Source organism: Methylomicrobium lacus LW14, from assembly GCF_000527095.1.
Classification (GTDB): Bacteria; Pseudomonadota; Gammaproteobacteria; order Methylococcales; family Methylomonadaceae; genus Methylomicrobium; species Methylomicrobium lacus.
The window spans coordinates 3,051,964-3,077,739 of record NZ_AZUN01000001.1 but is presented as its reverse complement, the minus strand read 5'-3'; the positions used below and the strand labels follow the sequence as shown (position 1 = coordinate 3,077,739).

Sequence of the window (25,776 nt, the reverse complement as noted above, 5' to 3'; positions counted from 1 at the left end):
TTATGCCGGTTAGATCATTTTCCACTAAAATCTAACGTGTGCATGCCTTTTTCATAAAATGGGCCAACACACATAGTTGTATCGTTCAGCTCTGGGGCAATCATTGAGGTTGTAAAAATTAGCTGATAATCGTTATTTAACTTTTCACACTCTGAAACTATGATTCGTTGAAAATTCTGACTACGTTCAGCAACCATCCCTTTATCTTCGATGTTGTCCATAATCAAGAAGTTGGGTAGGCGTGTGAGCTTGTCTTCGACAGCATACAAAAAAATTGCTAAACGTATACTGTTTTTCATTATGACCATCGAACTTGCCGAAAACTTGCTACGCCCATTTACAAACATTTTGTCTTTAGCGAAGTCGAAGCTAACTTCCTCTACTGCATCAAAAGTTGACTCATAACTACCATCTTTAGCTAATAATTGGCTAGCTTTGGATTCTATTGAATAATAAACTTTGTTGTACCTATCGGCCTGACTCGCATTAATCTGATCGAGCTTATCTTGCAGACTTTGAATACGCTTATTGGCTTTTTCTTTCTCTTGGCGCAAAGATTCGACTTTGTTTATATGTTCCCTACGCCCTTCCAATGCGAGTATTTGGCTTTTACAAAAACCCATTTCAGATGCTATTTCCGCTATCATTGCATTTTTTGATTCTGCCGTTACCTCCAAATCTTGATATTCAAACTTGGCTTCTTCAAGTCCCCGATTAATAATAGGCAGTTGCCCATTGATGTTATCTAAAGTCTCTCTGAACTCCTTTATGAGCGCTTCGCTTTCTCGGATTTGGAAGTTCAATTCATTTAACATTTGAACATAGGCTACATCCCGACTGCTCTCATGATGCTCTGTTTTACAGAGGCGGCAACCTGAATGTTTCTGGTCAGAAATCGGCTCTAAACAGGCAGGGCAGTACTTAAAATGGACCCCACCCAGGGAAGAAAATGCAAGCCTTGATTGTTCTAAAGCTGCCTTTCTGTCATAAAGTGAATGAATGAACAACTCGGTTTCAATCAATTCAATTGTAACATCAGCTTTAGTTGTCTCTAGCGTCTGTTTTTTTGAAGATAATAGGTCTACCTCATTCTGAAGCGAGTTAGCTTTTGCAATTGCCTGTTCGTTTAGATCTTTTGATTTAGATCGTAATACTTCCGTTTTCTGACCTTTGAGCTCTTCTAGTCGGGAGGCAATTTCTGCAATCTCATGGTTCAGTGCTTGCATGTTAAACTGAGCTACATCACGCCCAAATAGCCGATAAATAGCATTAAGTTCACCATTCAGCTTTTCGAAGTCTTTGTTGGCAGCCAACAGATCTTGCCTTAAGTTGAGCGCCTCAAGGTCATCAATACCTAATAAATATTCACCAATAGCTCGCCGAAAAGTGGCATTGTCAAATTCCTTGTCTTCTTTAAGGAGTTTCGTTGTTGAAGAAAGTTGATCTACATACATCAAGCGAAGGATCTGATGTAATGTTAAATTTTTAGAATCATCCGTTTTGTGTCTTGGTAAACCCAGTAATTCGAAGATTTGTTGAGAAAAGCTATGGCGTTCATCGCTCCGACGCATAGAATATTGCGTCCAGTTTGTGACAGAATTCAGAGCATTATCGAATTTCCCCTCGAAAATAGACATCTTCGCTTGCCCGCTGTCAGTGATGTCTCTTTTAAGGCAAAAAATAACGCCATTTATCGCCACCTCTCCCATGACCCAATCACAACTGAGCTGCTCTTGAGTCCACTCAGTTATAACCGCCCCAAGAGCATAGGAAAGTAAATCTATGATCGTTGTTTTGCCTGTTGTGTTAACACCACGAATAATGTTTACACCACTATGAAACCGTTGGTCATAAACGAAGTGACCTGACTTACAAATGACAAATCGATTAACTAATAATCTAGAGTGGCTCATTGTGTGTCCATGTCATATCTAAACTCCATCAAGCCAGTCCTCTTTTTTAGACCATTTTTGCCGCCAAAATTAATAATTGGGAGTTCGTTTACCACCATACGGAACCACTCATTCTGAGCTTGTTCGGAAGATTGAATTGCCGCGTTAAGCTCTTCTGGAATTGGTGCAGATGTACGTCTAACACGTTTAGCTTTATAACTGTCGATATCGATTAACTGCTTTGCTATAAGGCTGTGAAGAGCTACTGTTTGTAAAGATTCAAGCTCATACAGGATGCGCTTCGTATTACGCATGGATTCGAACGGATCAGGTATTTTTGTAAGTAAGCGCTTATAAATTCGCAGTTCAGTAGGGAGCGGGCTAATATGCTTTAGCATGTGAGGGAAAACAATATAAAAATCAAGCAACCGATACAAATCAAGGTCAATATATTCATGGACAGTGTGCTCGAGAAGAAGTAATGTTCTAAAAACACAGTGATTAATATCTTGTGCTGGATGATACATTAACATTCTGGCTCCCAAATAAGGTGGCATTTTCCAGTTAGAAAATAAAGCATTCCACATACTGTTTCTGATGTTATAGTAGAATCAAATCTGACAATCGCCTGATGAATGGGCTTTATCAGGTTATCGAATATCAGTTGATCAACTTCATGATTATTCGACCCAGAAATAATTTTGGGATGGATGATTTGATACCAAGTTGTATTGATCGCTGAAAGAATCTGGATGTATACCTGTTGCTCAGTAACCGACATCTGATTTTTCGCAACACGCCGAGCAAACTTGTTCTTGAGAAAACTAGCTCGAGCAAATAAATCATGCCGGTTACCATTCTCTAGCTTCTTTTGTAATCCTACGATCTTTCGTTCAGGATGATCTGTTATGTATTCAACTAAATCATCAAGAATTTCAACCAGTTTGTCTTCGCCACGGCACGCTTTTTTAACTTGTTCTATAGCTGTCTCAAGGCTAGTGAGAGGGATAAAGTTATTATCGCCTATGTGGTTGGCTTGGCTTTGATACTGTGCACCTACGTCCATAACTAGAAATTATTATCTCCGTTATGAGTCGAGTTACCGCTGTATGTAATTTTCGGCCCGTCAGATGGGTGAGAGGGCTCCGTTTTTTCTTTTGACTTGAGGATGGAGACTAAAAGGACAATAAGGAGGGCTGCGATGACAATGACTGTTAATGCGAATAGCTTATCACTGCCAAACAATGCCACAATTTGATCACTGTAAACGTGACCCAGAACGAAATATATGAGAAATGCTACTACGCCTACCGAACCAGTAGCTTTGATAATATCGGACCATATGCTATCCATAAAAGCTACCTTCCTCCTCTAATTGATTTATTAAAATTTTGTTGCCCTAATAAGACTTGCCATGACTACTGCAGCGCAAATAACAAGTTATTACACAGACAAGTCTAACGTACACCGTTTCCCGCTTCATTGTCAAGAATGGAGGCTCAACGATAAATTATCTATATGATATAAAATGCATTTTATGATCATAAATGGGCTTGGATAATTCTAAAAGGTACATCTTAAATGACCGAAATAAGACATCAACCGAAATTTAAGGATATGAATTGAAGGGCTGAAGATCGATAGGACCAGTTCAATCCATGTCCACGCCCTCCTTCCAACGCGCGAACCGCCCTGTCAATTCGCGGACATCGCCCAGAACGCAGAGACGGCGGTCGATAGCGTCGTGGTTGCCCCACACCAGCTCGGACCAGTCTCCGACAATCACGCGCGTTTCGATGTCCTTGCACAGCAAAGCCCCTTGTCGCGCTGGACGTAGAATCCGTATGTGCGGCAAGCCGAGTAGGCCGGACAACAGCTTTATCGTTGCCAGACATATGGCCGCCAGAAATGGAATGGTAGCAAAGGAAAACGTATTACGCGATATTGAGGCTTCGAATGTCGGGCACAAAAAGCGTGCCCGACCTACCTGATTTTTTTCATGTAGAATTTCCTACGTTTCAGTTTACGAGAAAATTCTAATTTTGACTCCCGTTATTTTTTGGTGTGACTACCCAAAACAATACCGGTTGCATCGCAATCTGGCATGATATAATAATCCCTTTAGACCAAACATTGCGCGAGTCCTTGTGGAAAGCACTTGCAGATAGTATCTTCATACGATCAACTCATCGTCCACCCTGTTTAATTAAAAAGTAAATACAATTTCCCCATAATAATAACCAATAATAAGGAATGAAATGAATAAGAAAATTTTAGTGTTTATAGCGGCTTTATGTATCGATTTGTCGGCATGTAGTGGAGATAATAGTGATACATACAAGGTTAAGCCAGTTTTCATTAATAACTGTATAAAGCAGGAGAGTTCTACACGTCCTACAGAACAGGCTAACTCTTACTGTAATTGTGTAGCTGATGAAGTTTTTAGCGATAGAGATATTTCCGATGAAACTAAAAATCTTATGCCTACCCTGAGCGATAAGAATAGTAAACTCTATCAACAAAATGATGTTGCATTGGTTAGGGGCGCGCTTATGTCTTGCTACACCAGTAATTTTTATAAAAAAAAATAACAGGGAATAATTTCTAGCGTGGTTTACAGTATTCTGGAGAATACTGTTGATGATGGCCATTAAAAATGGGGGCGTGGCTTATTAGGGTCGAAATCGGCTATTCAGCTGAATGTAGCCAAGTAGCCCCGGATGTAGCGCAGCGAATCCGGGTAACTGCGGGCTTCGGTGATCCCGGATTTCACTGCGTTTCATCCGGGCTACACGCTTTCAAATCGTGTCCCCGCCCTTCTTCCAGCTCACGAACCACTCGGTTAAATCACGGCTATCTCCCAGACCGCTGAGACGGCGGTCTATAGCGTCCTGATTGCCCCACACCACCTCGGCCCAGTCTCCGCCGGACACGCGCGATTCGATGTCCTTGCAATAAAGCCCCTTGTCGCGCTGGACGTAGAACCCGTAAGTTCGGCAAGCCGCCGGGCGGTGAGCATAAACCCGGCAGGCTCCCGCCGACTGATCCAGGAGAGGACAGACAATGGGGCGCGATGTCTGCTCGGCCAGCGCGGCGATGTTCAGGCCGATTTCCCGAAGCTGCTCCGGTGGCAGCGCGGCCAGTCCCTCCCGCAGCAAATCCCATTCCTCCGCAGTGAGCCGGGGGATTTCGGCGAGCCGTCGGCAACAGCCGTCGCAGCCCATGCGGCATAGCCAATCGGGATGATCGCCCCGGATGGCCTGTACGCGCGCTTCGATATCGGCATGGAGTTGGGTGAGTATACTCATCTTGGTATTGGACCTATTTGACCGCGTTTTGAAAAAGTCTTGATAAGGGTTCATCTCGTTCCCGCGCGCCGCGTCACTGCTATTAAGTTAAGGATGGCCGGTCCCTTCTCCCTCCGGGAGAAGGCTAGGATGAGGGGATCAAAATAAAGTATTTTTCCTTATTTTATTCCCCTCACCCCGACCCTCTCCCGAAGGGAGAGGGAGATAACCGCCTTAACTTAATGGCGGTAGCGCAGCGCGTGGGAACCAGATAAACGGCTAATCGCTCAATTGCTTGATGGTGGCATGTATTGCCGAGGTCAGGTGTTCCAGTTGGGTTTCATTGATGATGTAAGGCGGCATCGTATAGATCAGGCGGCCGAAGGGCCGCAGCCAGACGCCGCTTTCCATCAGCAATTTCTGCACGGCCGCGACCTTTACGGGAGCCGTCATCTCGATCACGCCGATCGCGCCGAGCACTCGGACATCGGCGACGCCCGGCAGGTCTCTGCATGGAGCGAGGCCTTTGCTGAGCCCGGCCTCTATTCGGCTGACGCGGTTTTGCCAGTCGGAAGACAGCAGCAGATCGATGCTGGCCGAGGCGATGCTACAGGCCAGCGGATTGCCCATGAAGGTCGGGCCATGCATGAAACAGCCAGCCTCGCCGTTCGAGATCGTTTCGGCGATCTGGCTTGTGCATAACGTGGCCGCAAGACTCAGATAGCCGCCGGTCAGGGCCTTGCCGACGCATAATATGTCGGGCGCGATGCCCGCATGCTCGCAGGCGAACAAACTCCCTGTGCGGCCGAAGCCGGTCGCGATCTCATCGGCAATCAACAGCACCTGATATTGATCGCATAGCTCGCGCGCGGCCTTCAGATACTCGGGGTGGTAAAACCACATGCCGCCCGCGCCCTGCACGATCGGTTCGAGGATCAGCGCGGCGCAGGTGCCGGCGTGTGCTTTCAATAAGGCTTCGAGGCCTTCACTGTCGCGGCCGGTCCAGGCTTCGCCGAAGCGGCAAGCGGGGCGGGGCGCGAAATGGTGTTTCGGCAGCACCGACTGGAACAGATGGTGCATGCCGGTGACCGGATCGCAGACCGACATCGCGCCAAAGGTGTCGCCGTGGTAACCGCCGCCGAGTGCAATGAAACGGTGCTTTTCGGTTCGGCCTTGCGCCTGCCAGTATTGCAGCGCCATCTTCAAGGCGACCTCGACGCCGACCGAGCCGGAGTCGCAGAAAAACACCTTGTCCAGACCCGGAGGGCAGATGGCCAGCAGGCGTTCGGCCAGTTCGATCGCGGGCGGATGGGTCAGGCCGCCGAACATTACATGCGCCATCTTGCCGAGCTGTTCGGTCGCGGCTTCGTTCAGGCCCGGATGGTTGTAGCCGTGGATCGCCGACCACCAGGACGACATGCCGTCGATCAATTCGCGGCCGTCCGCGAGTTTGATCATCACGCCGTTGGCCGAGACGACCGGGTAAACCGGGTCGGGCGCGGTCATCGAGGTGTAGGGGTGCCAGATGTGGGCGCGGTCGAAGGCGAGTCCGGCTTCTGCGTTGAAAAGTGTGTGCGGCATTTATCCTCTTACCTCAGCCTTCTCGGCAACTGCGACTTGCCATGAGAGGGATTTCCTCACCCCGCAAATGAAACTCGTCTGTGGGAGCGACGCCCACGTCGCGACTGGAGCCTTTAATCGCGACGTAGGCGTCGCTCCCACCATTCGCTTTTCGATTTTCACGGTAACCGGCATGAATCAGCCAAAGATAGTTGATGCAGGCACGGTCGCCTTACGCAGCCGATCGTTGACAGCCTGCCAGGCATCGCCCTCGGACGGCTGCTCGACCACGATCATATCCAGTTGAAGATTATCCATCTCGCGTAAGGCCGCATAGAGCGCCTGCGCATAGTCGTGTGCGGCTTCCGGCATGTACAGGATATGTTCCAGATGCAGCGGACGAATCGGGCGATGGTAGGCGATCAGACCGACGCGCCGTCCTAGCGCGTCGAGTTCTGCGAGTGTGGCCGAGAGTTCATCGGTCCGGCATAACAGCGCCGCCGTACTCGGCGCGTAATGCACGGCCAAGAGGCCTGGCGCACGAATATCGGGCGCTTCATCGCTCTTGGCCGCGACCACTAAGGGTACGCCGATCAGCGCTTCGATCTGTTGCCGGGTGATTCGGCCGGGCCGAAGCAGCCGCGGCTGGGCGCCGCTCAAATCGATGATCGTCGATTCGACGCCGACTTCGCAGGGACCGCCGTCGAGAATCAGATCGACGCTGTCGCCGAGTTCTTCCTCGACATGCTGGGCCGTGGTTGGGCTGATCCGGCAGAAACGGTTCGCCGAGGGCGCGGCGATGCCGCCGCCGAACTTTCTGAGCAGACTCAAAGCGACCGGATGGTTCGGTACGCGAATGCCCACGGTCGGCTGGCCGCCGGTCACCGCATCCGGCACCTGCGGCTGCTTTTTCAGGATCATCGCCAGGGGGCCGGGCCAGAAATGTTCGGCCAACAGCCAGGCCGCCTCGGGCACGGTCTCGGCCCAATCGGTCAAACAGCTCGCATCTGCGATATGCACGATCAACGGATGATCGGCGGGGCGCCCCTTGGCCGCGAAGATGCGGCCGACCGCCTGCGCATTCGAGGCGTCGGCGCCCAGGCCGTAAACCGTTTCGGTCGGAAAGGCGACCAGGCGCCCTTGGCGCAAGAGATCGGCGGCAAGGTCGAGCGCGGCGTCATCCGCGAGCATCGGTTTCATCGTCAAGCGGATTCCTGTGGGGTGATTTCGATCAAGACTTCGTCGGGGTTGGCGGGTTCGCCCTTGACCACATGCACCGCCTTCACGATGCCGGCGATCGGCGCGGTCACTTCGGTCTCCATCTTCATCGCCTCGGTGACCAGCACGGCCTGGCCGGCGTCGACCTTTTGGCCGACCTTGACCAGCACTTCGAGCACATTGCAGGGCATGCGCACGCCGACATCGCCCGGTTCGGTCGGCCGCCGGCGCTTGCTGGCGATGTTGCTCTTGACCGCGCCCTGGGTGCCGCCGTCGAGCACGATTTCATCAAGCGTCTCGACGACGATCTCTTCCGGCACGCCGTCGACCATGAAATAAAAATGCCGCAGCATTTGGTTCTTCGGGCCGGCGCCGGTGACTTTGACGTGATAGGACTCGCCGTGCAGGGCGACATTGAACTCGGTCGGCGCCTTCTTGATACCGCCTTCCGAAACCGGCTCGATGTCGAGCGGCTCCGGAGTCAGAGTGCCGGACGACCTTTGTTCGAGAAACTGCTTGCCGACTTCCGGGAACATCGCATAGCTCAGCACATCGAGGTCGTTCAAGGCCAGGTGGCCGATGGCCTCGCGCAGATGCTCGAGTTCGGGCTTCAGCAGATCGGCCGGGCGGCAGTCGATCGGCTCTTCGCTGCCGATCGCGCGCTTTTGCAGGTCCGGATCGACCGGCGCGGGCGCCTTGCCGTAGCCACCTTGCAGGTAGCGCTTGACCTCGTTCGTGATCGTTTCATAGCGCTTTCCGGTCAGCACGTTCAGCACCGCCTGGGTGCCGACGATCTGCGAGGTCGGTGTCACCAGCGGCGGGTAGCCGAGGTCTTTCCGCACGGCCGGAATCTCCTTGTAGACTTCGCCGATCCGGTCGAGCGCGTTGCGTTCCTTCAGCTGGTTGGCCAGATTCGAGATCATGCCGCCCGGCACCTGAAACAGGTGCACCTGGGTGTCGATGCCGGTGTATTCGCTCTCGAATCGGCGGTATTTCTTGCGCACGCCGGCAAAATAGTCGTTGACTGCCTTCAAGCGGTCGAGATTCAGGCCGCTATCGTAGGGAGTGCCTTTCAGCGCGGTGACCAGGCTTTCGGTCGGCGGATGGCTGGTGCCGCCGGCCCAGGACGACAGGGCCGTATCGATATGCCGGCAGCCGGCTTCGATCGCCTTCAGCTGGCACATTTCGGCAAGCCCGGAGGTCGCGTGCGAGTGCAGGTGCAAGGGCAGATCGATCGCGTCCTTCAGCGCCTTGACCAGCTCGCTGGTCGCATAAGGCGTCAACAACCCCGCCATGTCCTTGATCGCGATCGAATCGCAGCCGAGCGCTGAGAGGTCCTTCGCGAGCGCGACGAAGCTTTGGGTGTCGTGCACCGGACTGGTCGTGTAACAGATCGTGCCTTGCGCATGCTTGCCGCTTTGCTTGACCGCTTCGATCGCGGTTTTCAGGTTCCTGACGTCGTTCAGCGCATCGAAGATACGGAATACGTCGATGCCGGTCTCGGCGGCTTGCTTAACGAAGGCTTTGACCACATCGTCCGAATAATGCCGGTAGCCGAGCAGGTTTTGCCCGCGCAGCAGCATTTGCAGGCGCGTTTTCGGCAGCGCGGCTTTCAGCTTGGCGAGGCGCTCCCAGGGGTCTTCCTTCAGGAAGCGGAGGCAGGCATCGAAGGTCGCGCCGCCCCAGCATTCGAGCGACCAATAGCCGATCTCGTCGAGCTGTGCGCAGGCCGGCAGCATGTCTTCGGTACGCAGGCGCGTCGCGATCAAGGATTGATGCGCATCGCGCAGAATCACGTCGGTAATATGTACTTTTTGCATCGTTGAGTCTTATTAGCTGATGTTATGCATTGTCCACGAAAAACACAAAAGGCACGAAAAACTTCATTGGTGGACATTAATGGGTCACAGGCCGGTATGCGCGGCCATCGCGGCCGCGATCACGCTGGCCAGCACTTCGGGCCGGGGTTTGTGCGAGTAATTGACCAGTTCCGGGTGTTTGTCGACGAAGCCGGTATTGAACTGTCCGGCGCGGAATTCGGGATGGCGGAGGATTTCGAGGTAATACGGTATCGTGGTCTTGATTCCGAACAGGCCCATGTCGCGCAGCGCCCTTTCGCCGCGCTTGATCGCATCTTCCCAGGTCAATGCGCTGACGATCACCTTCGCGAGCATCGAATCGTAGAACGGCGGTATCTCGTAGCCGGTATAGATCGCGGTGTCGGTGCGGACGCCGGGGCCGCCCGGCGCGTAATAGCGCGAGATGCGGCCGAAGCTCGGCAGGAAATTGTTCTGCGGGTCTTCCGCATTGATCCGGAACTGGATCGCGAAGCCGCGCCGGTGAATTTCTTCTTGTTTGAAGCGCAGGGGCAAACCGGCCGCGACGCGGATCTGCTCCTCGACGATATCGACGCCGGTGATCGTCTCGGTGATCGTGTGCTCGACCTGCACGCGCGTGTTCATTTCCATGAAATAAAAGCGGTCCCGGTCGTCGAGCAAGAACTCGACCGTGCCGGCGTTCGTGTAGCCGACCGCCTTCGCCGCGAGTACCGCGAGGCCGCCGATGTACTGGCGCTGCGCTTCTTCGAGTTGCGGCGACGGGGCAATTTCGATCAGTTTTTGATTGCGGCGCTGGATCGAGCAGTCGCGCTCGTATAGATGAATCGTATTGCCGTGATTGTCCGCCAGGACCTGCACCTCGATATGGCGCGGATTCACGATGCATTTTTCGAGGAACACTTCGGCCCGGCCGAAGGCCTTGCCGGCTTCGGAGATGACCCGGTCATAATTGCGCTTGAGTTCATCGCGGCTATCGCAGCGGCGGATGCCGCGCCCGCCGCCGCCCGAGGTCGCTTTCAGCATGACCGGATAGCCGATCGTTTCGGCGACTTCAAGCGCCTCGTCGACCGTGTCCAGATTGCCGGCGGAACCCGGCGTGACCGGCAGTCCCGCCGCGATCATCGCTTTGCGGGCTTCGGTCTTGTCGCCCATGCGCTCGATCACCTCGGCCGAAGGTCCGATGAACACCAGGCCGCGCTCGGCGCAGGCCTTGGCGAATTGCGCGTTTTCGGAAAGAAAGCCGTAGCCTGGATGGATCGCGTCGCAGCCGGTCGCCGCAGCCAGATTGACCAGCGCATAGATGTTCAGATAGCCCGCGACCGGCTCGCTGCCGATGCAATAGGATTCGTCGGCCTTTTTGACATGCAGCGCAAAGCGGTCGGCCTCGGAATAGATCGCGACCGAACGGATGCCCATCTCGGCACAGGCGCGGATGATGCGCACCGCGATTTCACCGCGGTTCGCGATTAGGATTTTGCGTAACATAAACGGCTTGTGCAGCAGAGAAACTGGCGTTATTGAAGCGAAGACTAAAGCCTTTGGCGATAGGCTATCACTATATCAGATTCTTGAACGATTTGGCTGTCGCGATAGAGTTGGCTGAGGCATTACGCCGATCAAAGATTGAGCGATTCCATTCAACTGGTTACCCAAAAATAAATGCCGAACATGCCGGCCGCGCAACCGGCCAAAACTTTCAGACGTTTACGGCCGGGCATTTCCGCCCACATCTGTTTGCCGTCCTTAAGCAGTTGCTGATAGGAAGCATGCAGATAGGCCTTGGTACGACGATAAAGCCCCGGCGCTGTTTTCCATGTTTTATAGCCCAGCCCTGCAACGATCGCGATTTGAGAATAAAATAGAATCAGCTGGCTATGGTACTTGTCTAGGTGCAGGCTATGCCCGATCAACTCTTCGAGCATGAAACACAGCGATTCGTAGAAGATATGCAGGAATTCCAGCAGGGTGTGCGCGCCGGCCAAATAGAGGTCGGGCAGCAAAATCAGGCTGCCGATCAGCCCGGCGCTTGCGTAAGCTTTGCGCTGGAAGGGCGTCAGATATTGAATTTTCAAAACAAGAACAATCAGTTTTTTCATCGGATAGGCCTATGAATTCCTGAAATGAAGGGTGAAGCCGAGCTAATCGTTTGCCAACATCACGTTAACCGATCTCAGGAAGCGTTCGAAGACGCTTGTTTAGCCTCTTGACCTTGAGTCCTCCCCAATCGATGGGAACATACCTTATCCTGACCCGAGATATTTGGAAAGCAGAATATCTTTGATAAATTATTCGAAAAACTCGATGTATAGTGAAATTTTAAATGGCTGTAAGATCATATTTTAGATATATATATCGTCTAATTCGAATGATTTCGAACCGATATTAAAAAATATTTTCTATGTCGCGGGTAAATTCTGACCTGGCTGGGCTGATTGTTTATCGGAATAGCGTTATGATGAACCGCAATGGGGAAGGCCCTGTACCTTGTCTGTTAACGATGCAGGTAGGTTTTCAGCAAATCGCTAGGGGTAATGCTGTAACATGATAAATTACAAGCACTTGCACTATTTCTGGATGGTCTCCAAGGAAAAGAGCATCGCCAAGGCCAGCGCGCAGCTGCATCTGACGCCGCAAACGATCAGCGGCCAGTTGAGCTGCCTGGAAGAATCGATGGGCGTGGCCTTGTTCGATCGAGTCGGCCGGCATCTGGAACTGACCGATGCCGGACGGCTGGTGCTGTCTTACGCGGATGAAATCTTTTCTCTCGGCAGCGAACTGCAAAATGCGGTGCGTCACCGACCGAAGAAATCGTCGCTGGCTTTCAAGGTCGGCATCGATAACGTGGTGCCTAAATCGATTGCGTACCGCTTACTGGAGCCGGCTTTACATATTCCGGAGCCGATTCATTTTTATTGCAGTGAAAACGATCTGGATGCCTTGCTGACCGATTTATTGCTGCACAAGCTCGATCTGGTCATTTCGGACAGCCCGATTTCCCCCGATCTCGATTTCCGGGGATCTTGCGATCCCTTGGGCGAATCGGGCCTGAGCATTTTTGCCTCCGCAACGCTGGCGGAGAGTCTGCAGGGCGAATTTCCATCTTGTCTCGATAATGCGCCGCTGTTGCTGCCCGCGTCGAACACCGGCATCCGGACGCATTTACAGCGCTGGTTCGACAAATGGCGCATTCATCCGGCGATCGTCGGCGAGTTCGAGGACAGCGCGTTGATGAAGGAGTTCGCGCAGGCGGGCGTCGGCGTGATTGCCGCACCGACCGCGATCAACGCCGAGATCGAGAGAAAACATGAATTGATCGCAATCGGCGCGGTCGAAGAAGCCATCATCCGTTATTATGCAATTTCGGTGCAGCGTAAAACCCCGCATCCGGCCGTCAGGGCGATTACCGAAAAGGCTGGAGAATGGTTGTTTAAAGCAGGAGCGTCAAGCGGAAAGCAGTAAATTTAAAAATTTTGATATAGTATCGATTCGAAACGAGTTATACTGGATTGCAAGGTGCCATTGCCTCATCCTTAAAACGGAGTCAATCTCATGATACACAAACACCTCAAATACTACACCAACCATATCAAGGGGGATGTGCCCGCCGGCATCGTCGTCTTTTTAGTCGCGCTGCCGCTCTGTCTGGGTATTGCGTTGGCTTCGGGCGCGCCGCTGTTTTCCGGCCTGATCGCGGGCCTGGTCGGGGGGCTGATAGTCGCCTGGCTGAGCGGTTCACAACTCAGCGTTTCTGGGCCAGCCGCCGGTTTGACCGTGATCGTTTTGAATGCGATCGAACAAATCGGCAGTTTCCAGGGCTTCCTGACCGCGCTTGTTGTCGCGGGCTTTTTGCAATTAGTGTTGGGCTATTTGCGGGCCGGCGTGATCGGGGCTTTCTTCCATTCTGCGGTGATCAAGGGCATGCTGGCGGCAATCGGGCTGATTCTGATCATCAAACAGATTCCGCATGCGACCGGTTACGACGCGAGTTTCGAGGGCGACGAAAGTTACATGAAGGAAACGGCCGGATCGAGCTTTTTTGAATTGGCTGATTCGTTGCGTGCGATTACGCCCGGAGCGGTCGTAATCAGCGTAGTCGCGCTATTGATCCTGATCGTTTGGGAATTGTCCTGGTTCAAGAAACGTAAACTTTTCAGCATGATACCCGGACCGTTGATCGCGGTAGCCTGGGGCGTGGCTTATAATCTGACCGCAATGACATATGCGCCGGAATGGGCGGTCAGCGCTAAGCACCTGGTGACTCTGCCTGTTTTGGGGCACCCTACTGCTCTTTTCGATCAGTTCATATTTCCGGATTTCAGCACGCTGGCCAATCCGCAAATCTATACGGTTGCGGTCACGATGGCGATCATCGCGAGTCTGGAAACTTTGTTGAGCCTCGAAGCGGTCGATAAACTCGACCCGCTAAAACGCATCGCGCCGACCAATCGCGAACTGAAGGCCCAAGGCGTCGGCAACATGATCAGCGGCATGCTGGGCGGTCTGCCGATCACGGCCGTGATCGTGCGCAGTTCCGCGAATATCAACGCGGGCGGCAGAACTCGGGTCGCCTGCTTCGTGCATGGCGTGTGCTTGTTGATCAGCCTGCTGTTCTTTGCGCAATACCTGAATTACATCCCGTTGGCCTGTTTGGCCGCGATCTTGCTGCAAACCGGCTATAAACTGGCGAAGCCGGCACTGTTCATCAAATATTATCGGCAAGGATTCAGCCAGTTTCTGCCGTTTGCGATTACGGTCGGCGCTATCCTGGCGACCGATTTATTGATGGGCATGGCGATCGGCATGGCGGTTGGGATGTTCTATGTGATCAAGGCGAATTACCATGCCGCGATCACCTTGACTCAGGACGGTTCGCACTATGTGTTGTCGCTGAACAAGGATGTGTCGTTCTTGAACAAGGCTCTGTTGCGCAAGTTTTTCCTCGGGATCGAAGAGAACAGCACGGTCGTGATCGACGCCAGCAAGGCGCAGTTTATCGATCACGATATTCTCGAAACGATCGAGGACTTTTTAGCCGCAGCGCCCGATGACAATATCAAGGTTCAAGTGGTCGATCTATACGGCAAGGAAAAGATCAAAAAACACGAGGCGATGGTCGTCATCAACGGACGCGCAAAAAAGCCGCATTCCGTGGCCTGAGTTATGCAGGAAAACTCTAAACAGCCGGCAAGTCCTGCTGTTTAGAGTATGAAGTCCGTACCGGTAAAGCCTTTATCGGATAAGCCGCCACTCCCTTTGAGCGCAGCGCGCTGGATGATTTCGGATAATCCGGTCACCAAAGGATAATCGCCGATTTTTTCGAGGTCTACCCAGCGCGCCTCCGAGACATCGCTTGCCGCAACCGGGATGCTGTTTTGCTCGTCCACTAATTCGACCCAAAAATCGATAATCACATAATGAAAGTTTTCGATGCGCCGTTCGACCACCGCGGCGATCGATAGCACGTTCACCTCCAGTCCCGTCTCTTCCTTCACTTCTCGCCGGCAGCATTCGATCAGCGCTTCGCCGGCTTCGAGCTTGCCGCCCGGCACCGACCAGAGTCCCTGTGCGGGCGGTTTGTCGCGCTTGATCAACAGCACCTGGTTCTGCCTGTTAACCAAGAGGCCACCGACGCCGATCATCGGTTCCGGAAAAGGGGGATTCGTGTTGTGCTGCATTAGGCTGAACCGGTTGAACTTTTTACGCTGTGAGAGGGACGGATAGTAGTTGTCTGTGAATGCTCAAAATGGTATGTTGCAGGATCACTCAGAGCGTTCCAGAGACTGGTGAAAAAGGTGTTGAAAAGGCCTTTCCGGCACTCAATACCCCGCCAGAGTTAATTCATATAATAACCATTATGAGGTAGATTATGTTTTCACTGAAGCATTCCCTGTCTGCGTGTCTTGTCCTGGCTTATTCCTATGCGCTTCCGACATTGGCGGCCGATGCGGCGGCCGGCGCCGAGAAAGCCGCGATGTGCGTCGGCTGTCATGGTCCGAACGGTAAAAGCAGCAATGCGCAATGGCCGAATCTGGCGGCACAGCAACCGGCCTACGTTGCCGCGCAACTGAAGGCCTTCAAATCCGGCGCCCGCGCCAATCCGATGATGCAGAGCATGGCCGCTAATTTGAACGATCAGGATATCGAAAATGTCGCCGCTTATTTTGCCGGCCAGCCCGCCGCGAAAGCCGGCGGCGATCCGGCGTTGGCTAAAACGGGTGCGGAAAAGGGCGCGATGTGCCTCGGTTGTCATGGCGGGCAGGCGCAAGGCAATGGGCAGTTTCCACGACTGGCGGGACAGCATCCCGGCTATTTGCTGACCCAGCTGAAGAACTTCAAAGAGGGCACCCGTCAAAGCGGTCCGATGCAGGGCATGGCCGGCACGCTTTCCGAGGACGACATGAAAGCGCTGGCGGCTTATTTCGGCTCGCTTTAATCAGCGCGGTACCATGAACTGGCAGGCGATTTCAGAGCAGATCAGTCTCGCAACGGGTCAATCCTTCCACTTCGCCGCCGCGCACCCCCTGGGCGGCGGCGACATCAACTCGGCCTACCGGCTGCAAGGCCGCGACCGGTCTTATTTCGTCAAGCTGAACCGCCGTGAACTGGCAGACATGTTCGCAGCCGAATTCGACGGCTTGCAGGAAATCGCCGGCAGCGGCGCGGTGCGCACGCCGGTTCCGATCGTGCACGGCGAGGCAGGTTCACAATCTTTTTTGGTGCTCGAATATCTGGAATTCGGCGCATCAAACCAGCAGGCGCAGCGTCTGCTCGGGCGCCAGCTGGCCGAATTGCATCGGCACAAGCAGTCTTATTTCGGCTGGAGCCGGGACAACACGATCGGCAGCACGCCGCAGGTCAATACGCGCAGCGAAGACTGGGTCGAATTCTGGCGCGAACGGCGTCTCGGCTTTCAGTTGCAGCTGTCCGGCCGGAACGGTTACCTTGGCCGCCTGCAAACCCAAGGCGAACGCTTGTGCGGCGTTTTGGACGCACTGTTCGACGGCTACCGGCCGCTGCCCTCGCTCCTGCACGGCGATCTCTGGGCCGGCAATAGCGCGGCGGATAGGCAGGGCAATCCGGTGATCTTCGATCCGGCCTGTTATTACGGCGACCGCGAGGCCGACATCGCGATGACCGAATTGTTCGACGGCTACGGCAGGGAGTTCTATCAGGCCTACAATGAAGCTTGGCCGCTCGATCCCGGTTATCCGGTCCGCAAGACGCTTTACAACCTCTATCACATCCTGAATCATCTGAATCTGTTCGGCGGCGGCTACCAACGCCAGGCCGAAAACATGACGCTGCAATTGCTGGCCGAACTCGGCGTTTAACCAGATCCTACCCGGCCCGCTTGAGATTCTGATTATCGCTACGCACAAGCACAATCGGTATAATGGCAAATTTTCCTGACCCAAAATAACCATTATTTTTGTACGTCATTTAGATCATGAGCTTGTTAATCAAATATCTGGCGCTTTGCTGGTTTCGCAATAATCCTCTCGACTTAACGCCTTCCAAATCGTTCATGTGGAAGACGGTCATTTTTTATCTGATCTCAGGGATGATAGTCGAAGGCCTGATTGCCGATCCTGCGGACGGCTCATTGGAAGTCATGCTGCGGACTATCATGGCATTTTCGTCAATCACCGTGTTGTTGATTCTGCTCAAAAAACGGCAGTATTTTTATCAATTGTTCACGGCTATTTTCATTTGCGAAAATTTCATCATGACGCTGGCCACCTTCACCGAAGGGCTGTATTTCTGGATGGTGATGAACCATCGGGAAAAAGCCGAAGAAATTTCGATCAGCATTGGTGCTTTTTTGGTACTGTGGTACCTCGCGATCGTCGCTTACATTTTGCGGCAGGTTTTTTTCTACGATCGCGCGGCGAGCCTGGTCCTGGCGTTCGGCTATTTCGTCTTGACCTATGGCTTGCCGATGTTGTTTATGGATATATAAATTCAAGAATGCCAGGGAGGGCTCCTTCAAAGGATCATGGACGGACCGTTGCTGATTTTTTCCGTTGGCTGAGCGGAGTCGAAGTCAACGATATATTTGCGGTTTACTCTGTAGTTGCATTTTTATGTTCGTATCCTTTTGATTTTTATAGTAATCTATTTTTTCATCAAAATAATACACACCTTCTAATCATAATAAAATGAAAGTATTTAAAACTTTATTATTACTATTAGCTTGGAAAATGTTGTGGATAAGGCAAAATAAGCCATAACGATTAATGACTTATCCCACATGGAAAGTTGTCGCTAGCATGGCCGTCAATTTGTGGATGGGTTGTGGATAAGTTCAAGCTTAATGTTTTGCACAGCCCTATCCACAACCCTCCCAGCATTTGCCCACAGAGTTACTCGCTGAGGGCTTTCAGGTTCGCGAGGCCTTCCTCATATTTTTGCCCCACCATCTTGTCCATGCTGAAAAATATGCCCATTAGCTTCGAAATATAAGAGCAGGGTCCATACATGGACTGGGTAACGATCGTGGAGTTACCATGGGTTACGAACGTGAATTCAATGGTATTTTGAGCTGCAAAGGGTTTGATGAAATTGATTTGGATTAACACTTTGGAGCGAGGCGATGACTCGATGATTTCCATTCGACCCTGGCCGATGTCTTTGGTGCCGTTCCATTCATAAATTGCGCCTTGGCCGCTGGCGGCTCCGCTATAGCGCGGGGTCGACTTTTTCCCAGGGCGACCAGGGCTCCCATTGGTGAAAATCGTTGATCAGGGGAAAGATTTTTTCTGCGGGGGCTTTGATGGTTGCCGATCGTTCAACGCGGAAGGTATCGGGTCTAGTCGTCGCATAAATCAGCAGGGCGGCGAGCAGAACGACAACTGCGATAACAATGGATTCGATCATTTCTTTTCTCCTGGGTGACGAAGATTAATGTTAGAGTTGAACAATTTTATAGGATGGGCTGAGGCACGAAGCCCATCAATCGAGAACGATGGGCTTCCTTCGTCAGTCCATCCTATGGTGCTGCTCCGGCGATTGCGGCAAACAAAAATAATGCTACCGAAATGATGGGGATCTCCATATCAGCCTCAATTCAGGGATGTTGTTGTCAGGTATCCTGTTTGCACCAGGATAGCGGCCAGGTTTCCGCTCAGTATTGCCTTATTCTTATGATGTCGGAAAATTAAGCGCATAGATTTTCAGCAAATATCATAGGGTACGCACCGCGTACCTTCTTTTGAGGCTTGATTCACCGGAACATGTTGAAAAAATACGCAATGCGTACCCTACAAGTCTGGTAACAATACCTAAATATCAGTGCGCTCCGGTTGGTTGAAATGTTAGCCAGATGAACGATCGCAATACCTGGCCCGCGCTTCCATTTCTGTGTTATGCCTTTTCGTTGCTACTTTTATCAGTTTCCTGCTGAGAACTTTTCATAACCTTGCAGATTTCGAGCGCATTCTCCAGAATTTTAGGGTCAAATTCTGAAGTTTGCTTATTTGTGAAAGCACTCTCGTTGCTAATATTCCAGTGTTGGAATGCTTCTTTTACTTGTGACCAATTGGCATCAGCGCCGTATGCTTCTAAGTAAAATTTCCCAAAGTTAATTGCATGGCGCCTTTCTCCGCTTTTAAGGGATTCATGCATATACGAATTACTGAATAAAAATGCATAGCGGGCCAGTGCTACAAACATTGCAATAACAACGAGCCCACGAAATGTCACGTATAAAAAATACGTCCAAGTAAATCCTGAACTATTATGAAATTCACTGCTTCCATTGAATGTGGCATAGGTAATAAAAATGATACCTAATATAATTGCCGAAGCACCAACAAAAGACCATAGCTTAGACATAAAATGAAAGTTATTTTCTTTAGTCTCCAACCCAGACAGTGCAGTGCTCACATAATCTTTAGACTTAGATTCTATTTGTCTCCTGCTTTCCTCTCTGTATTTAGATTTTTCCTGTTCTAACTCTTCAAATGCAACTTTTAGTGCATTTTCTCGATTGGCAATCTCGCTTTCCAACTTTTTACGAAGACTTTCTGTTTCAAGCATTCTTACGTGAAAATTTTCTTCCATCTGTTTCTGACGCTGAAAAATGCTTTCTTCACGTTTTTCGAAAAGTCTTTCTCGTTCCTCTAACTCTTGCTGAAACGCATTCTCTCGGGAAAGCTGCTCTTCCTTTATTTTTTTACGGCTCTTCTCCAGAAGAACTTCTTGTTCCGCTATTACTGACTGTTGATATGCGATCTGTTTCCTTAATTCGTCTTCGCGAGCCTTAAGCTCGTCAAACATCAAGGAATACTGTCTCCGCTTATTTTTCTCGTTCTCAACAAATTCGAGCATTTCATCATTTGCCATATAAATATCCTTCGTAAGGTATAACGCAAAGCTCAACTGCGGAGCGGAGTCCTTTGGAGCGTTGGGTTAGGCTTGGTTGTGATTTCATTTCCAATCTTTGTAGGATGTGCCAACGAAGAAGTCACATCAATGACGAACAATGCGCTTCGTGCCTCAGAGTAATCTACGCGTTATCATTTTTAAAAATTATCCAAAGATGTTCACCGCCACCGTAAACGAAAAAATAGTGAACCCATAAAATTCCAAATAGATAAAACGAACCCCAAATTAGGTATATATCAAGTATTTCCCATGTAAATAATATTCTAAGACAGGTAATGCATGCCATAATAACCTGCACAGAAAGAACGATTGTCATTTGAAAAAGCCCAATTTGGCACTTTTTAAATGACTTATTTATATTAGTAATTCTTTCATTAAATTTATCATTGAGTTCTTTCACATATACGTTTTGCTTTATTTGTTTTTCTTCTATTTCCAATTTTTCTTTTTCAATTTCATCCATTCTATCGCGAAATCTATTCCCTATGACCGTAAGAGCTACTGTTGATGTAACTATACAAGCCAAGAACACAAGTTGGCTTGGTGTTCCAGGACAAAAAGGCGAATGAAATTCAAATAATGGGAACGGTGAAAATTTATTATTACTTATCACGTAAGCCAATATTATGAATAAAAATAACGCAAAGATATTTTTTTTCATAATGTTATTCATCTCGCACCTCATGACTTTTCTTTCTAGTGTATAAATCCTTCTTTTTTCTTCTAACGACATAATGATACCTCTAACGTACGTCACAAAATGTCTAACAAGTTATTATCTTGGTCTGGTTATTTTTTACACTCGTCCAGGTTCAGTTGTCAAAAATTATTTTGTAAACTAGGCGTTGCCGCCTCATTTGACAGCCCACCTTCCTACCGTAACTATCACAATAGATTGAGTCAGCATAGATTTACAAAAGCCCAAATTTCCTTTCCAGTTCAATGTGCTTGTCGATATGAATCACATCCTTAAACTGTTCAAATGACAGATCTTTATTGATATTTTCGGTCGAACCGTCCTGCTTCAAGCAGCCAAAGCAATCCTTCAGCGCCTGTGTCACCGAAAACAAGCCGGACAAGGCAAAAGCCGCCAGCTTGTAGCCCATCTCTTCTAGCTCCTGCACAGATAAATTCGGGGTCTTGCCGCCTTCAATGATATTCGCGAATAGCGGGACGCCGGCAAAATGTCGGGCAATCTCTTTCAGTTCATCCCGGGACTGCGGCGCTTCGATGAACAACACATCCGCGCCGGCTTCGAGATAATGTTCGCCTCTTGCGATCGCTCCCTGCAAACCCTCGATCGCGCGGGCATCGGTCCGGCCGACGATCACCAGGTTCGAATCGCCGCGCGCATAGACCGCGGCCTTGATCTTTTCGACCTGCTCCTCTACCGAAATCACCCGTTTACCTTCGAAATGGCCGCATTTTTTCGGGCATTCCTGATCTTCCAGGATGATGCCGGCGACTTTCGAGGGGGCGATTTCCTGGACCATGCGGATCACGTTCAGCGGATTGCCGTAGCCGGTATCCATGTCCGCGATCACTGGAATCGAAACGCTGTTCGCGATTCGGCAGGCGGCGCCTATCATCTCGCTGGCGGTCAGATAACCCATGTCGGGTTTGCCGAGTAAAGAAGCCGATAGGCCGAAGCCGCTGGTAAAGAGAAATTCGAATCCCGCCTGTTCGGCGACCATTGCGCCCAAACAATCATACACGGCGGGAGCGGCTTTGATACCGGGCTGTTCGATCAGGGTTCGGAGGGGGTTTTTCATGGGTTTTGGCGTGCGTGTTAAAGTGGGATGCCGTTCATGCCACTCTAATTGGCAATCTCAGCCTGCGGTGCGCTATGATAGCAGGCTATATTTTTTTCGTAGAGCTTTCCTTGACTTATGAAACTTGCACGAACTGTTTTATTTATCGCATTGGTGGTGGTCGGCAATGCCTTGATCACCTGGCTGAACAATCTGCCGCAGGATACCGGCGTCGATGTGCCCGGCGGCAAGGTCAACAGCGTTTCTTTCGCGCCGTTTCGGGAAGGACAGAGTCCGTTGACTCAGGTCTTTCCGAGTACGGAGCAAATGGACGAAGATTTACGCCTGTTGGCCGGCCAATCGCGTACGATCCGTACCTACGCAAGTTCGAAAGGACTGGCCGAGGTGCCGGCGCTGGCCCGTAAACACGGCCTGAAAATGATTCAGGGCGCCTGGCTGACCAGCATGAATATGGCGAAGGATAACGAGGAAGAGATTGCGGCCCTGATCAAGGCGGCGAACGAATATCCCGACGTGATTACGCGCGTGATTGTCGGCAACGAAGTGCTGATGCGCGGCGAACTCGAGCCCGAGCAGCTGTTGAGTTATATTCGCCGGGTCAAGCAGGCGATCAAGCAGCCGGTGTCTTATGCGGATGTCTGGTCGTATTACATCCGTTATCCGGAAATCGCGAAAGAGGTTGATTTCTTTACCGTGCACATCCTGCCGTACTGGGAAGACGAGCCGTTGTTGGTCGATAAGACCGCCGACCATATCGTGAAGAATTATCAGCGCATCCGCGATGCCTATCCCGGCAAGCCGATCCTGATCGGCGAATCCGGCTGGCCGAGCGCCGGCCGCCAGCGGGGGCCGGCGGTGCCGAGCGTTGTGAATGAAGCCAAATTTATCCGCTCGCTGGTGCAGGTCGCCGATAAAAACGGCTTCGACATCAACGTCGTCGAGGCGTTTAACCAGCCCTGGAAGAGCAAGCTGGAAGGTGTAGTCGGCGCGAACTGGGGGCTTTATTCGGTCGATCGCGAGCTGGTGTTTCCGTTGACCGGCAAGGTGGTCGAGAATCCGAACTGGCCGATGCGGGTGTTGGTTGCGGGCCTGCTGACACTGCTGGCCGTCGGTTTTTACGCGAAACGCCTGCAGGCGCTGTCAGCCGTGCAACTCTTTACCTTTGCCGGCTTTGCCCAGTTGCTCAGCGCCTTGCAGGTCAATCAGACCGGCGATCTCTGGTACACCAGCTACAACGACATGGAGCGCTTTCATACGCTGTCGATTGCGGCTCTCGGCCTCGCGTTTGGCGGACTGCTGATCCAGCGCGCGGCGGAATCGTTGCGGATTACGAATGGCTGCGCCTGCTTGCCGGCCTGGAGCCGCTATCTGTTTCTGACCTTTGTCGCGCTGGCCTTTTATAAAACGCAGGCGATGACTCTGAACGGCCGCTTTTTGAGCTTTCCGTATCCGTTGACCTTGATCCCGGTGTTCGGGATCTTGGGCTTGCTCGTACTCGGTTTTATCGGCGGCGAGCGGAACTGGCGGCAACTGTTGGCCGGTATCACCGGAGGGACCGCAAAGACTGGCGGTGTGTGTAAGTTGAGCATGCTGTTGGCCGGTACCGGCGTGGCGCTGTTGGCTTTCGAGACCTACCAGATCATGATCGGCACCAATTTCCCGACCGCTTATCCGATCTTCGCGGACAGGCTGTATGCCGCCTTCATGACCACGTTGACCTATAGCCAACTGCAAGGCTGGGTGCTGTTGATCGCCGCGTTGATTTTTCTGCTGCCGCTGAGGCTCTTGGCCGGGGTATTGATCTTTGCTGTGCCGGCGCTGATCGTCGGCGAAACCCATGCTTTTATGAGCGGCTACGATTTGGTCCAGGATCATCCCGATTTCGGCGACCGGCTGCAAACGTCTCTGACGTATACGCTGATCAATTGCCAGCTCTTGTATTGGCTTGGAAGCTTGCTGGTGCTGGCTGTGCCTTTGTGGATCGGCGGCAGGACTGATAGTCGGGCGAGGCTGTAGCCGTAAAGCCGACAGAGTAAGATTGACGGTAATGAGGATAGGAGGGTGCACGATGCGTACCCTCCTATTTTTTTAGGAGCGGATCAGCAGGTTGACCAATATCTGTTCGTAAATGCCGGACAAGGTCTCCAGATCCTCAAGGCCGACATTCTCGTTGACCTTGTGGATGCTTTCATTCAAAGGTCCGAGTTCGATCACCTCGGCGCCGGTCGGCGCGATGAAGCGCCCGTCCGAGGTGCCGCCGCCGGTATCGTCGTGCGTGTCATAACCGGTTACCGCTTCGATCGCCGCATGTGCCGCATCGATCAGCTTGCCTTGGGAGGTTAGAAACGGATTGCCGGACAGGCGCCACTGAATGTCGTAGTTCAGGCCGTGGCGGTCGAAGATCGCCTGCGTGCGCTGCTTGATCGTCTCTTCGTCCAGCTCGGTGCAGAAGCGCAGGTTGAACAGCACTTCGACCGATCCGGGGATGATGTTCTCGGCTCCGGTCCCCGAATGAATATTCGAGACTTGCAGGCTGGTCGGCGGGAAAAACGCGTTGCCTTTATCCCAGACTTCCTCGGTCAATTCCTTCAAAGCCGGCGCGAAGGCATGGATCGGGTTTTCGGCCAGTTCGGGGTACGCGACATGGCCCTGAATGCCCGCGACGGTCATTTTCGCGCACAAGGAGCCGCGCCGTCCGACCCGGATCACGTCGCCGATCTTCTTGTCGCTGGACGGTTCGCCGACCAGACACCAATCGATCTTTTCGCCGCGCGCTTCGAGCACCTCGACGACCTTCACGACGCCATGCGTCGCGATGCCTTCCTCGTCGCTGGTCATCATGATAGCGATCGAGCCTTCAGGGTCCGGATGCGCGGCGAGGAAACGCTCTAAAGCGGTCGTGAACGCCGCGATGCTGCCCTTCATGTCCGCCGCGCCGCGTCCATACAATCTGCCGCCCCGGATCGTCGGTTCGAACGGCGGCGACTGCCAGGCCTCCAGCGGGCCGGTCGGCACCACGTCGGTATGGCCGAGAAAGACGAACAACGGTTTCGCATCGCCTCGTCTCAGCCAGATATTCTGCGTATCGGCGAAATTCAGCCTTTCCTCGTTAAAACCCAAGGGCGCGAGCCTCGCGGCCAGCACGTCCTGGCAGCCTTCATCCTTCGGCGTGACCGACTCGCGGCCGATCAAATCCTTCAATAATTCCAGCGTTGCGCTCATCCTTTGGCGTCCTTCAAGTTCAGTGCTTCGTATTGATCGGCCTTGAAGCCGAGCGTCAGGGTATTGCCGCTATCCAGAACCGGGCGTTTGATCAAGGTCGGCGTTTCGAGCATCAAGGCAGCCGCTTTCTCGCGCGTCAGACCGGCCTGTTGGTCCGCGCTCAACTGCCTCCAGCTGGTGCTGCTCTTGTTCAGCAGCTTTTCCCAGCCGAGGCCGTCGATGAAGCGTTGCAGCAGCTCGGGCGGCAGGCCGTCGACACGGTAATCATGAAAACGATGGGCGATGCCGTGCTGCTCCAGCCACTGCCGCGCCTTTTTACAGGTGTCGCAGTTTTTTATTCCGAACAGCGTGATCATTACAATTGGCTGTTCAACAGTTCGTCCAGGTCAGGCAATGATTTGTCGGCCTTGCAGCGGCCCTTGTACACATCGACGAATTCCATGAAGGCCTGTTCGAGGTCGTCCAGAATGTCTTGCTCGTTGTCGAGATCTTCTTCCGGCACATCGTCGGACTCCAGATACTCTTTTTGCAGAAGGATTTCGCTGTTCAGAGACAGCAAAGCATAGATAATCGCGTTATTGGAAAGATTTTCGCTCATGGG

General features: G+C 52.0%; 25 protein-coding genes. 7 read left to right on the top strand and 18 right to left on the bottom strand.

The features are described from left to right. Positions 1–14: 14 nt before the first annotated feature. Genes METLA_RS0114180 through METLA_RS0114170 form a run of 3 tightly spaced genes read right to left on the bottom strand, consistent with a single transcriptional unit; the run spans position 15 to position 2,958 of the window. Positions 15–1,913: an AAA family ATPase gene (locus tag METLA_RS0114180; RefSeq protein WP_024299171.1), complete on the bottom strand. Its 1,899-nt coding sequence runs from the start codon at positions 1,911–1,913 to the stop codon at positions 15–17. Then, the gene (locus METLA_RS0114175) at positions 1,910–2,425 is read right to left on the bottom strand and encodes an ABC-three component system middle component 5 (RefSeq protein WP_029646679.1); all 516 of its coding nucleotides are present in this window, start codon (positions 2,423–2,425) and stop codon (positions 1,910–1,912) included. The genes METLA_RS0114180 and METLA_RS0114175 overlap by 4 nt, the downstream gene beginning before the upstream one ends. Further along, positions 2,419–2,958, bottom strand: a complete 540-nt coding sequence (locus METLA_RS0114170; RefSeq protein WP_024299169.1) for an ABC-three component system protein — start codon at positions 2,956–2,958, stop codon at positions 2,419–2,421. The genes METLA_RS0114175 and METLA_RS0114170 overlap by 7 nt, the downstream gene beginning before the upstream one ends. A 1,192-nt stretch (positions 2,959–4,150) precedes the next feature. Here METLA_RS0114170 and METLA_RS22105 point away from each other — a divergent pair. Then, positions 4,151–4,483, top strand: a complete 333-nt coding sequence (locus METLA_RS22105) for a hypothetical protein (protein ID WP_084480148.1) — start codon at positions 4,151–4,153, stop codon at positions 4,481–4,483. A gap of 207 nt (positions 4,484–4,690) precedes the next feature. On the opposite strand, the gene METLA_RS0114150 is transcribed toward METLA_RS22105, so the two are convergent. The 6 genes from METLA_RS0114150 to METLA_RS0114125 form a co-directional block, all read right to left on the bottom strand. Then, positions 4,691–5,200 carry a YkgJ family cysteine cluster protein gene (locus METLA_RS0114150; RefSeq protein WP_024299166.1) on the bottom strand — a complete coding sequence of 170 codons (510 nt, stop codon included), beginning with the start codon at positions 5,198–5,200 and terminating at the stop codon, positions 4,691–4,693. Positions 5,201–5,458: 258 nt separating this feature from the next. Continuing rightward, positions 5,459–6,760 carry an adenosylmethionine--8-amino-7-oxononanoate transaminase gene (gene bioA, locus METLA_RS0114145; protein WP_024299165.1) on the bottom strand — a complete coding sequence of 434 codons (1,302 nt, stop codon included), beginning with the start codon at positions 6,758–6,760 and terminating at the stop codon, positions 5,459–5,461. A gap of 177 nt (positions 6,761–6,937) precedes the next feature. After that, positions 6,938–7,939, bottom strand: coding sequence for an L-threonylcarbamoyladenylate synthase (locus tag METLA_RS0114140; protein WP_024299164.1), 1,002 nt, complete (start codon positions 7,937–7,939; stop codon positions 6,938–6,940). Between the two features lie 2 nt (positions 7,940–7,941). Then, positions 7,942–9,777 carry a sodium-extruding oxaloacetate decarboxylase subunit alpha gene (oadA, locus tag METLA_RS0114135; RefSeq protein ID WP_024299163.1) on the bottom strand — a complete coding sequence of 612 codons (1,836 nt, stop codon included), beginning with the start codon at positions 9,775–9,777 and terminating at the stop codon, positions 7,942–7,944. Between the two features lie 84 nt (positions 9,778–9,861). Beyond that, positions 9,862–11,280: an acetyl-CoA carboxylase biotin carboxylase subunit gene (locus METLA_RS0114130; protein ID WP_024299162.1), complete on the bottom strand. Its 1,419-nt coding sequence runs from the start codon at positions 11,278–11,280 to the stop codon at positions 9,862–9,864. 152 nt (positions 11,281–11,432) lie between these two features. Beyond that, complete coding sequence (locus METLA_RS0114125; protein WP_024299161.1) at positions 11,433–11,891, bottom strand: hypothetical protein; 459 nt, start codon at positions 11,889–11,891, stop codon at positions 11,433–11,435. 445 nt (positions 11,892–12,336) lie between these two features. On the opposite strand from METLA_RS0114125, the gene nhaR reads away from it, so the two are divergent. Together nhaR and METLA_RS0114115 are read left to right on the top strand one after the other, a co-directional pair. Beyond that, complete coding sequence (gene nhaR / locus METLA_RS0114120) at positions 12,337–13,254, top strand: transcriptional activator NhaR (RefSeq protein ID WP_024299160.1); 918 nt, start codon at positions 12,337–12,339, stop codon at positions 13,252–13,254. A gap of 90 nt (positions 13,255–13,344) precedes the next feature. Continuing rightward, entirely contained in the window at positions 13,345–14,952 is a 1,608-nt protein-coding gene (locus METLA_RS0114115) for a SulP family inorganic anion transporter (protein ID WP_024299159.1), read from the top strand. Positions 14,953–14,993: 41 nt separating this feature from the next. On the opposite strand, the gene METLA_RS0114110 is transcribed toward METLA_RS0114115, so the two are convergent. Then, positions 14,994–15,470, bottom strand: coding sequence for an NUDIX hydrolase (locus tag METLA_RS0114110; RefSeq protein ID WP_029646678.1), 477 nt, complete (start codon positions 15,468–15,470; stop codon positions 14,994–14,996). Positions 15,471–15,661: 191 nt separating this feature from the next. On the opposite strand from METLA_RS0114110, the gene METLA_RS0114105 reads away from it, so the two are divergent. The 3 genes from METLA_RS0114105 to METLA_RS0114095 all read left to right on the top strand — a co-directional run bounded on the left by METLA_RS0114105 (position 15,662) and on the right by METLA_RS0114095 (position 17,755). Next, on the top strand, positions 15,662–16,228 hold the full coding sequence (locus tag METLA_RS0114105; protein WP_024299157.1) for a c-type cytochrome: 567 nt from the start codon (positions 15,662–15,664) through the stop codon (positions 16,226–16,228). Positions 16,229–16,241: 13 nt separating this feature from the next. Continuing rightward, positions 16,242–17,126 carry a fructosamine kinase family protein gene (locus METLA_RS0114100; protein ID WP_024299156.1) on the top strand — a complete coding sequence of 295 codons (885 nt, stop codon included), beginning with the start codon at positions 16,242–16,244 and terminating at the stop codon, positions 17,124–17,126. Positions 17,127–17,242: 116 nt separating this feature from the next. Beyond that, positions 17,243–17,755 carry a hypothetical protein gene (locus METLA_RS0114095; protein ID WP_024299155.1) on the top strand — a complete coding sequence of 171 codons (513 nt, stop codon included), beginning with the start codon at positions 17,243–17,245 and terminating at the stop codon, positions 17,753–17,755. 403 nt (positions 17,756–18,158) lie between these two features. Here METLA_RS0114095 and METLA_RS23565 read toward each other — a convergent pair whose 3' ends face one another. The 5 genes from METLA_RS23565 to METLA_RS0114075 all read right to left on the bottom strand — a co-directional run bounded on the left by METLA_RS23565 (position 18,159) and on the right by METLA_RS0114075 (position 21,953). Next, positions 18,159–18,407, bottom strand: coding sequence for an SRPBCC family protein (locus METLA_RS23565; RefSeq protein WP_245598802.1), 249 nt, complete (start codon positions 18,405–18,407; stop codon positions 18,159–18,161). Positions 18,408–18,474: 67 nt separating this feature from the next. Beyond that, positions 18,475–18,672: an SRPBCC family protein gene (locus METLA_RS23560; RefSeq protein WP_245598801.1), complete on the bottom strand. Its 198-nt coding sequence runs from the start codon at positions 18,670–18,672 to the stop codon at positions 18,475–18,477. A 486-nt stretch (positions 18,673–19,158) separates the two neighbouring features. Continuing rightward, the gene (locus METLA_RS0114085; protein WP_152539443.1) at positions 19,159–20,139 is read right to left on the bottom strand and encodes a hypothetical protein; all 981 of its coding nucleotides are present in this window, start codon (positions 20,137–20,139) and stop codon (positions 19,159–19,161) included. A 163-nt stretch (positions 20,140–20,302) separates the two neighbouring features. Beyond that, complete coding sequence (locus METLA_RS0114080; RefSeq protein WP_024299153.1) at positions 20,303–20,914, bottom strand: hypothetical protein; 612 nt, start codon at positions 20,912–20,914, stop codon at positions 20,303–20,305. 178 nt (positions 20,915–21,092) lie between these two features. After that, on the bottom strand, positions 21,093–21,953 hold the full coding sequence (locus METLA_RS0114075) for an isocitrate lyase/PEP mutase family protein (protein ID WP_024299152.1): 861 nt from the start codon (positions 21,951–21,953) through the stop codon (positions 21,093–21,095). A gap of 117 nt (positions 21,954–22,070) precedes the next feature. On the opposite strand from METLA_RS0114075, the gene METLA_RS0114070 reads away from it, so the two are divergent. Then, a complete protein-coding gene (locus tag METLA_RS0114070) occupies positions 22,071–23,969 on the top strand; it encodes a glycoside hydrolase family 17 protein (protein ID WP_024299151.1) in 1,899 nt (632 codons plus the stop codon). A 72-nt stretch (positions 23,970–24,041) separates the two neighbouring features. Here the strand turns inward: METLA_RS0114070 and dapE are convergent, their stop codons facing one another. Genes dapE through METLA_RS0114055 form a run of 3 tightly spaced genes read right to left on the bottom strand, consistent with a single transcriptional unit; the run spans position 24,042 to position 25,773 of the window. Further along, positions 24,042–25,175, bottom strand: coding sequence for a succinyl-diaminopimelate desuccinylase (gene dapE, locus METLA_RS0114065; RefSeq protein WP_024299150.1), 1,134 nt, complete (start codon positions 25,173–25,175; stop codon positions 24,042–24,044). Then, positions 25,172–25,531: an ArsC family reductase gene (locus METLA_RS0114060; protein WP_024299149.1), complete on the bottom strand. Its 360-nt coding sequence runs from the start codon at positions 25,529–25,531 to the stop codon at positions 25,172–25,174. The genes dapE and METLA_RS0114060 overlap by 4 nt, the downstream gene beginning before the upstream one ends. Continuing rightward, positions 25,531–25,773: a hypothetical protein gene (locus tag METLA_RS0114055; protein WP_024299148.1), complete on the bottom strand. Its 243-nt coding sequence runs from the start codon at positions 25,771–25,773 to the stop codon at positions 25,531–25,533. The genes METLA_RS0114060 and METLA_RS0114055 overlap by 1 nt, the downstream gene beginning before the upstream one ends. Between the last annotated feature and the right edge of the window lie 3 nt (positions 25,774–25,776).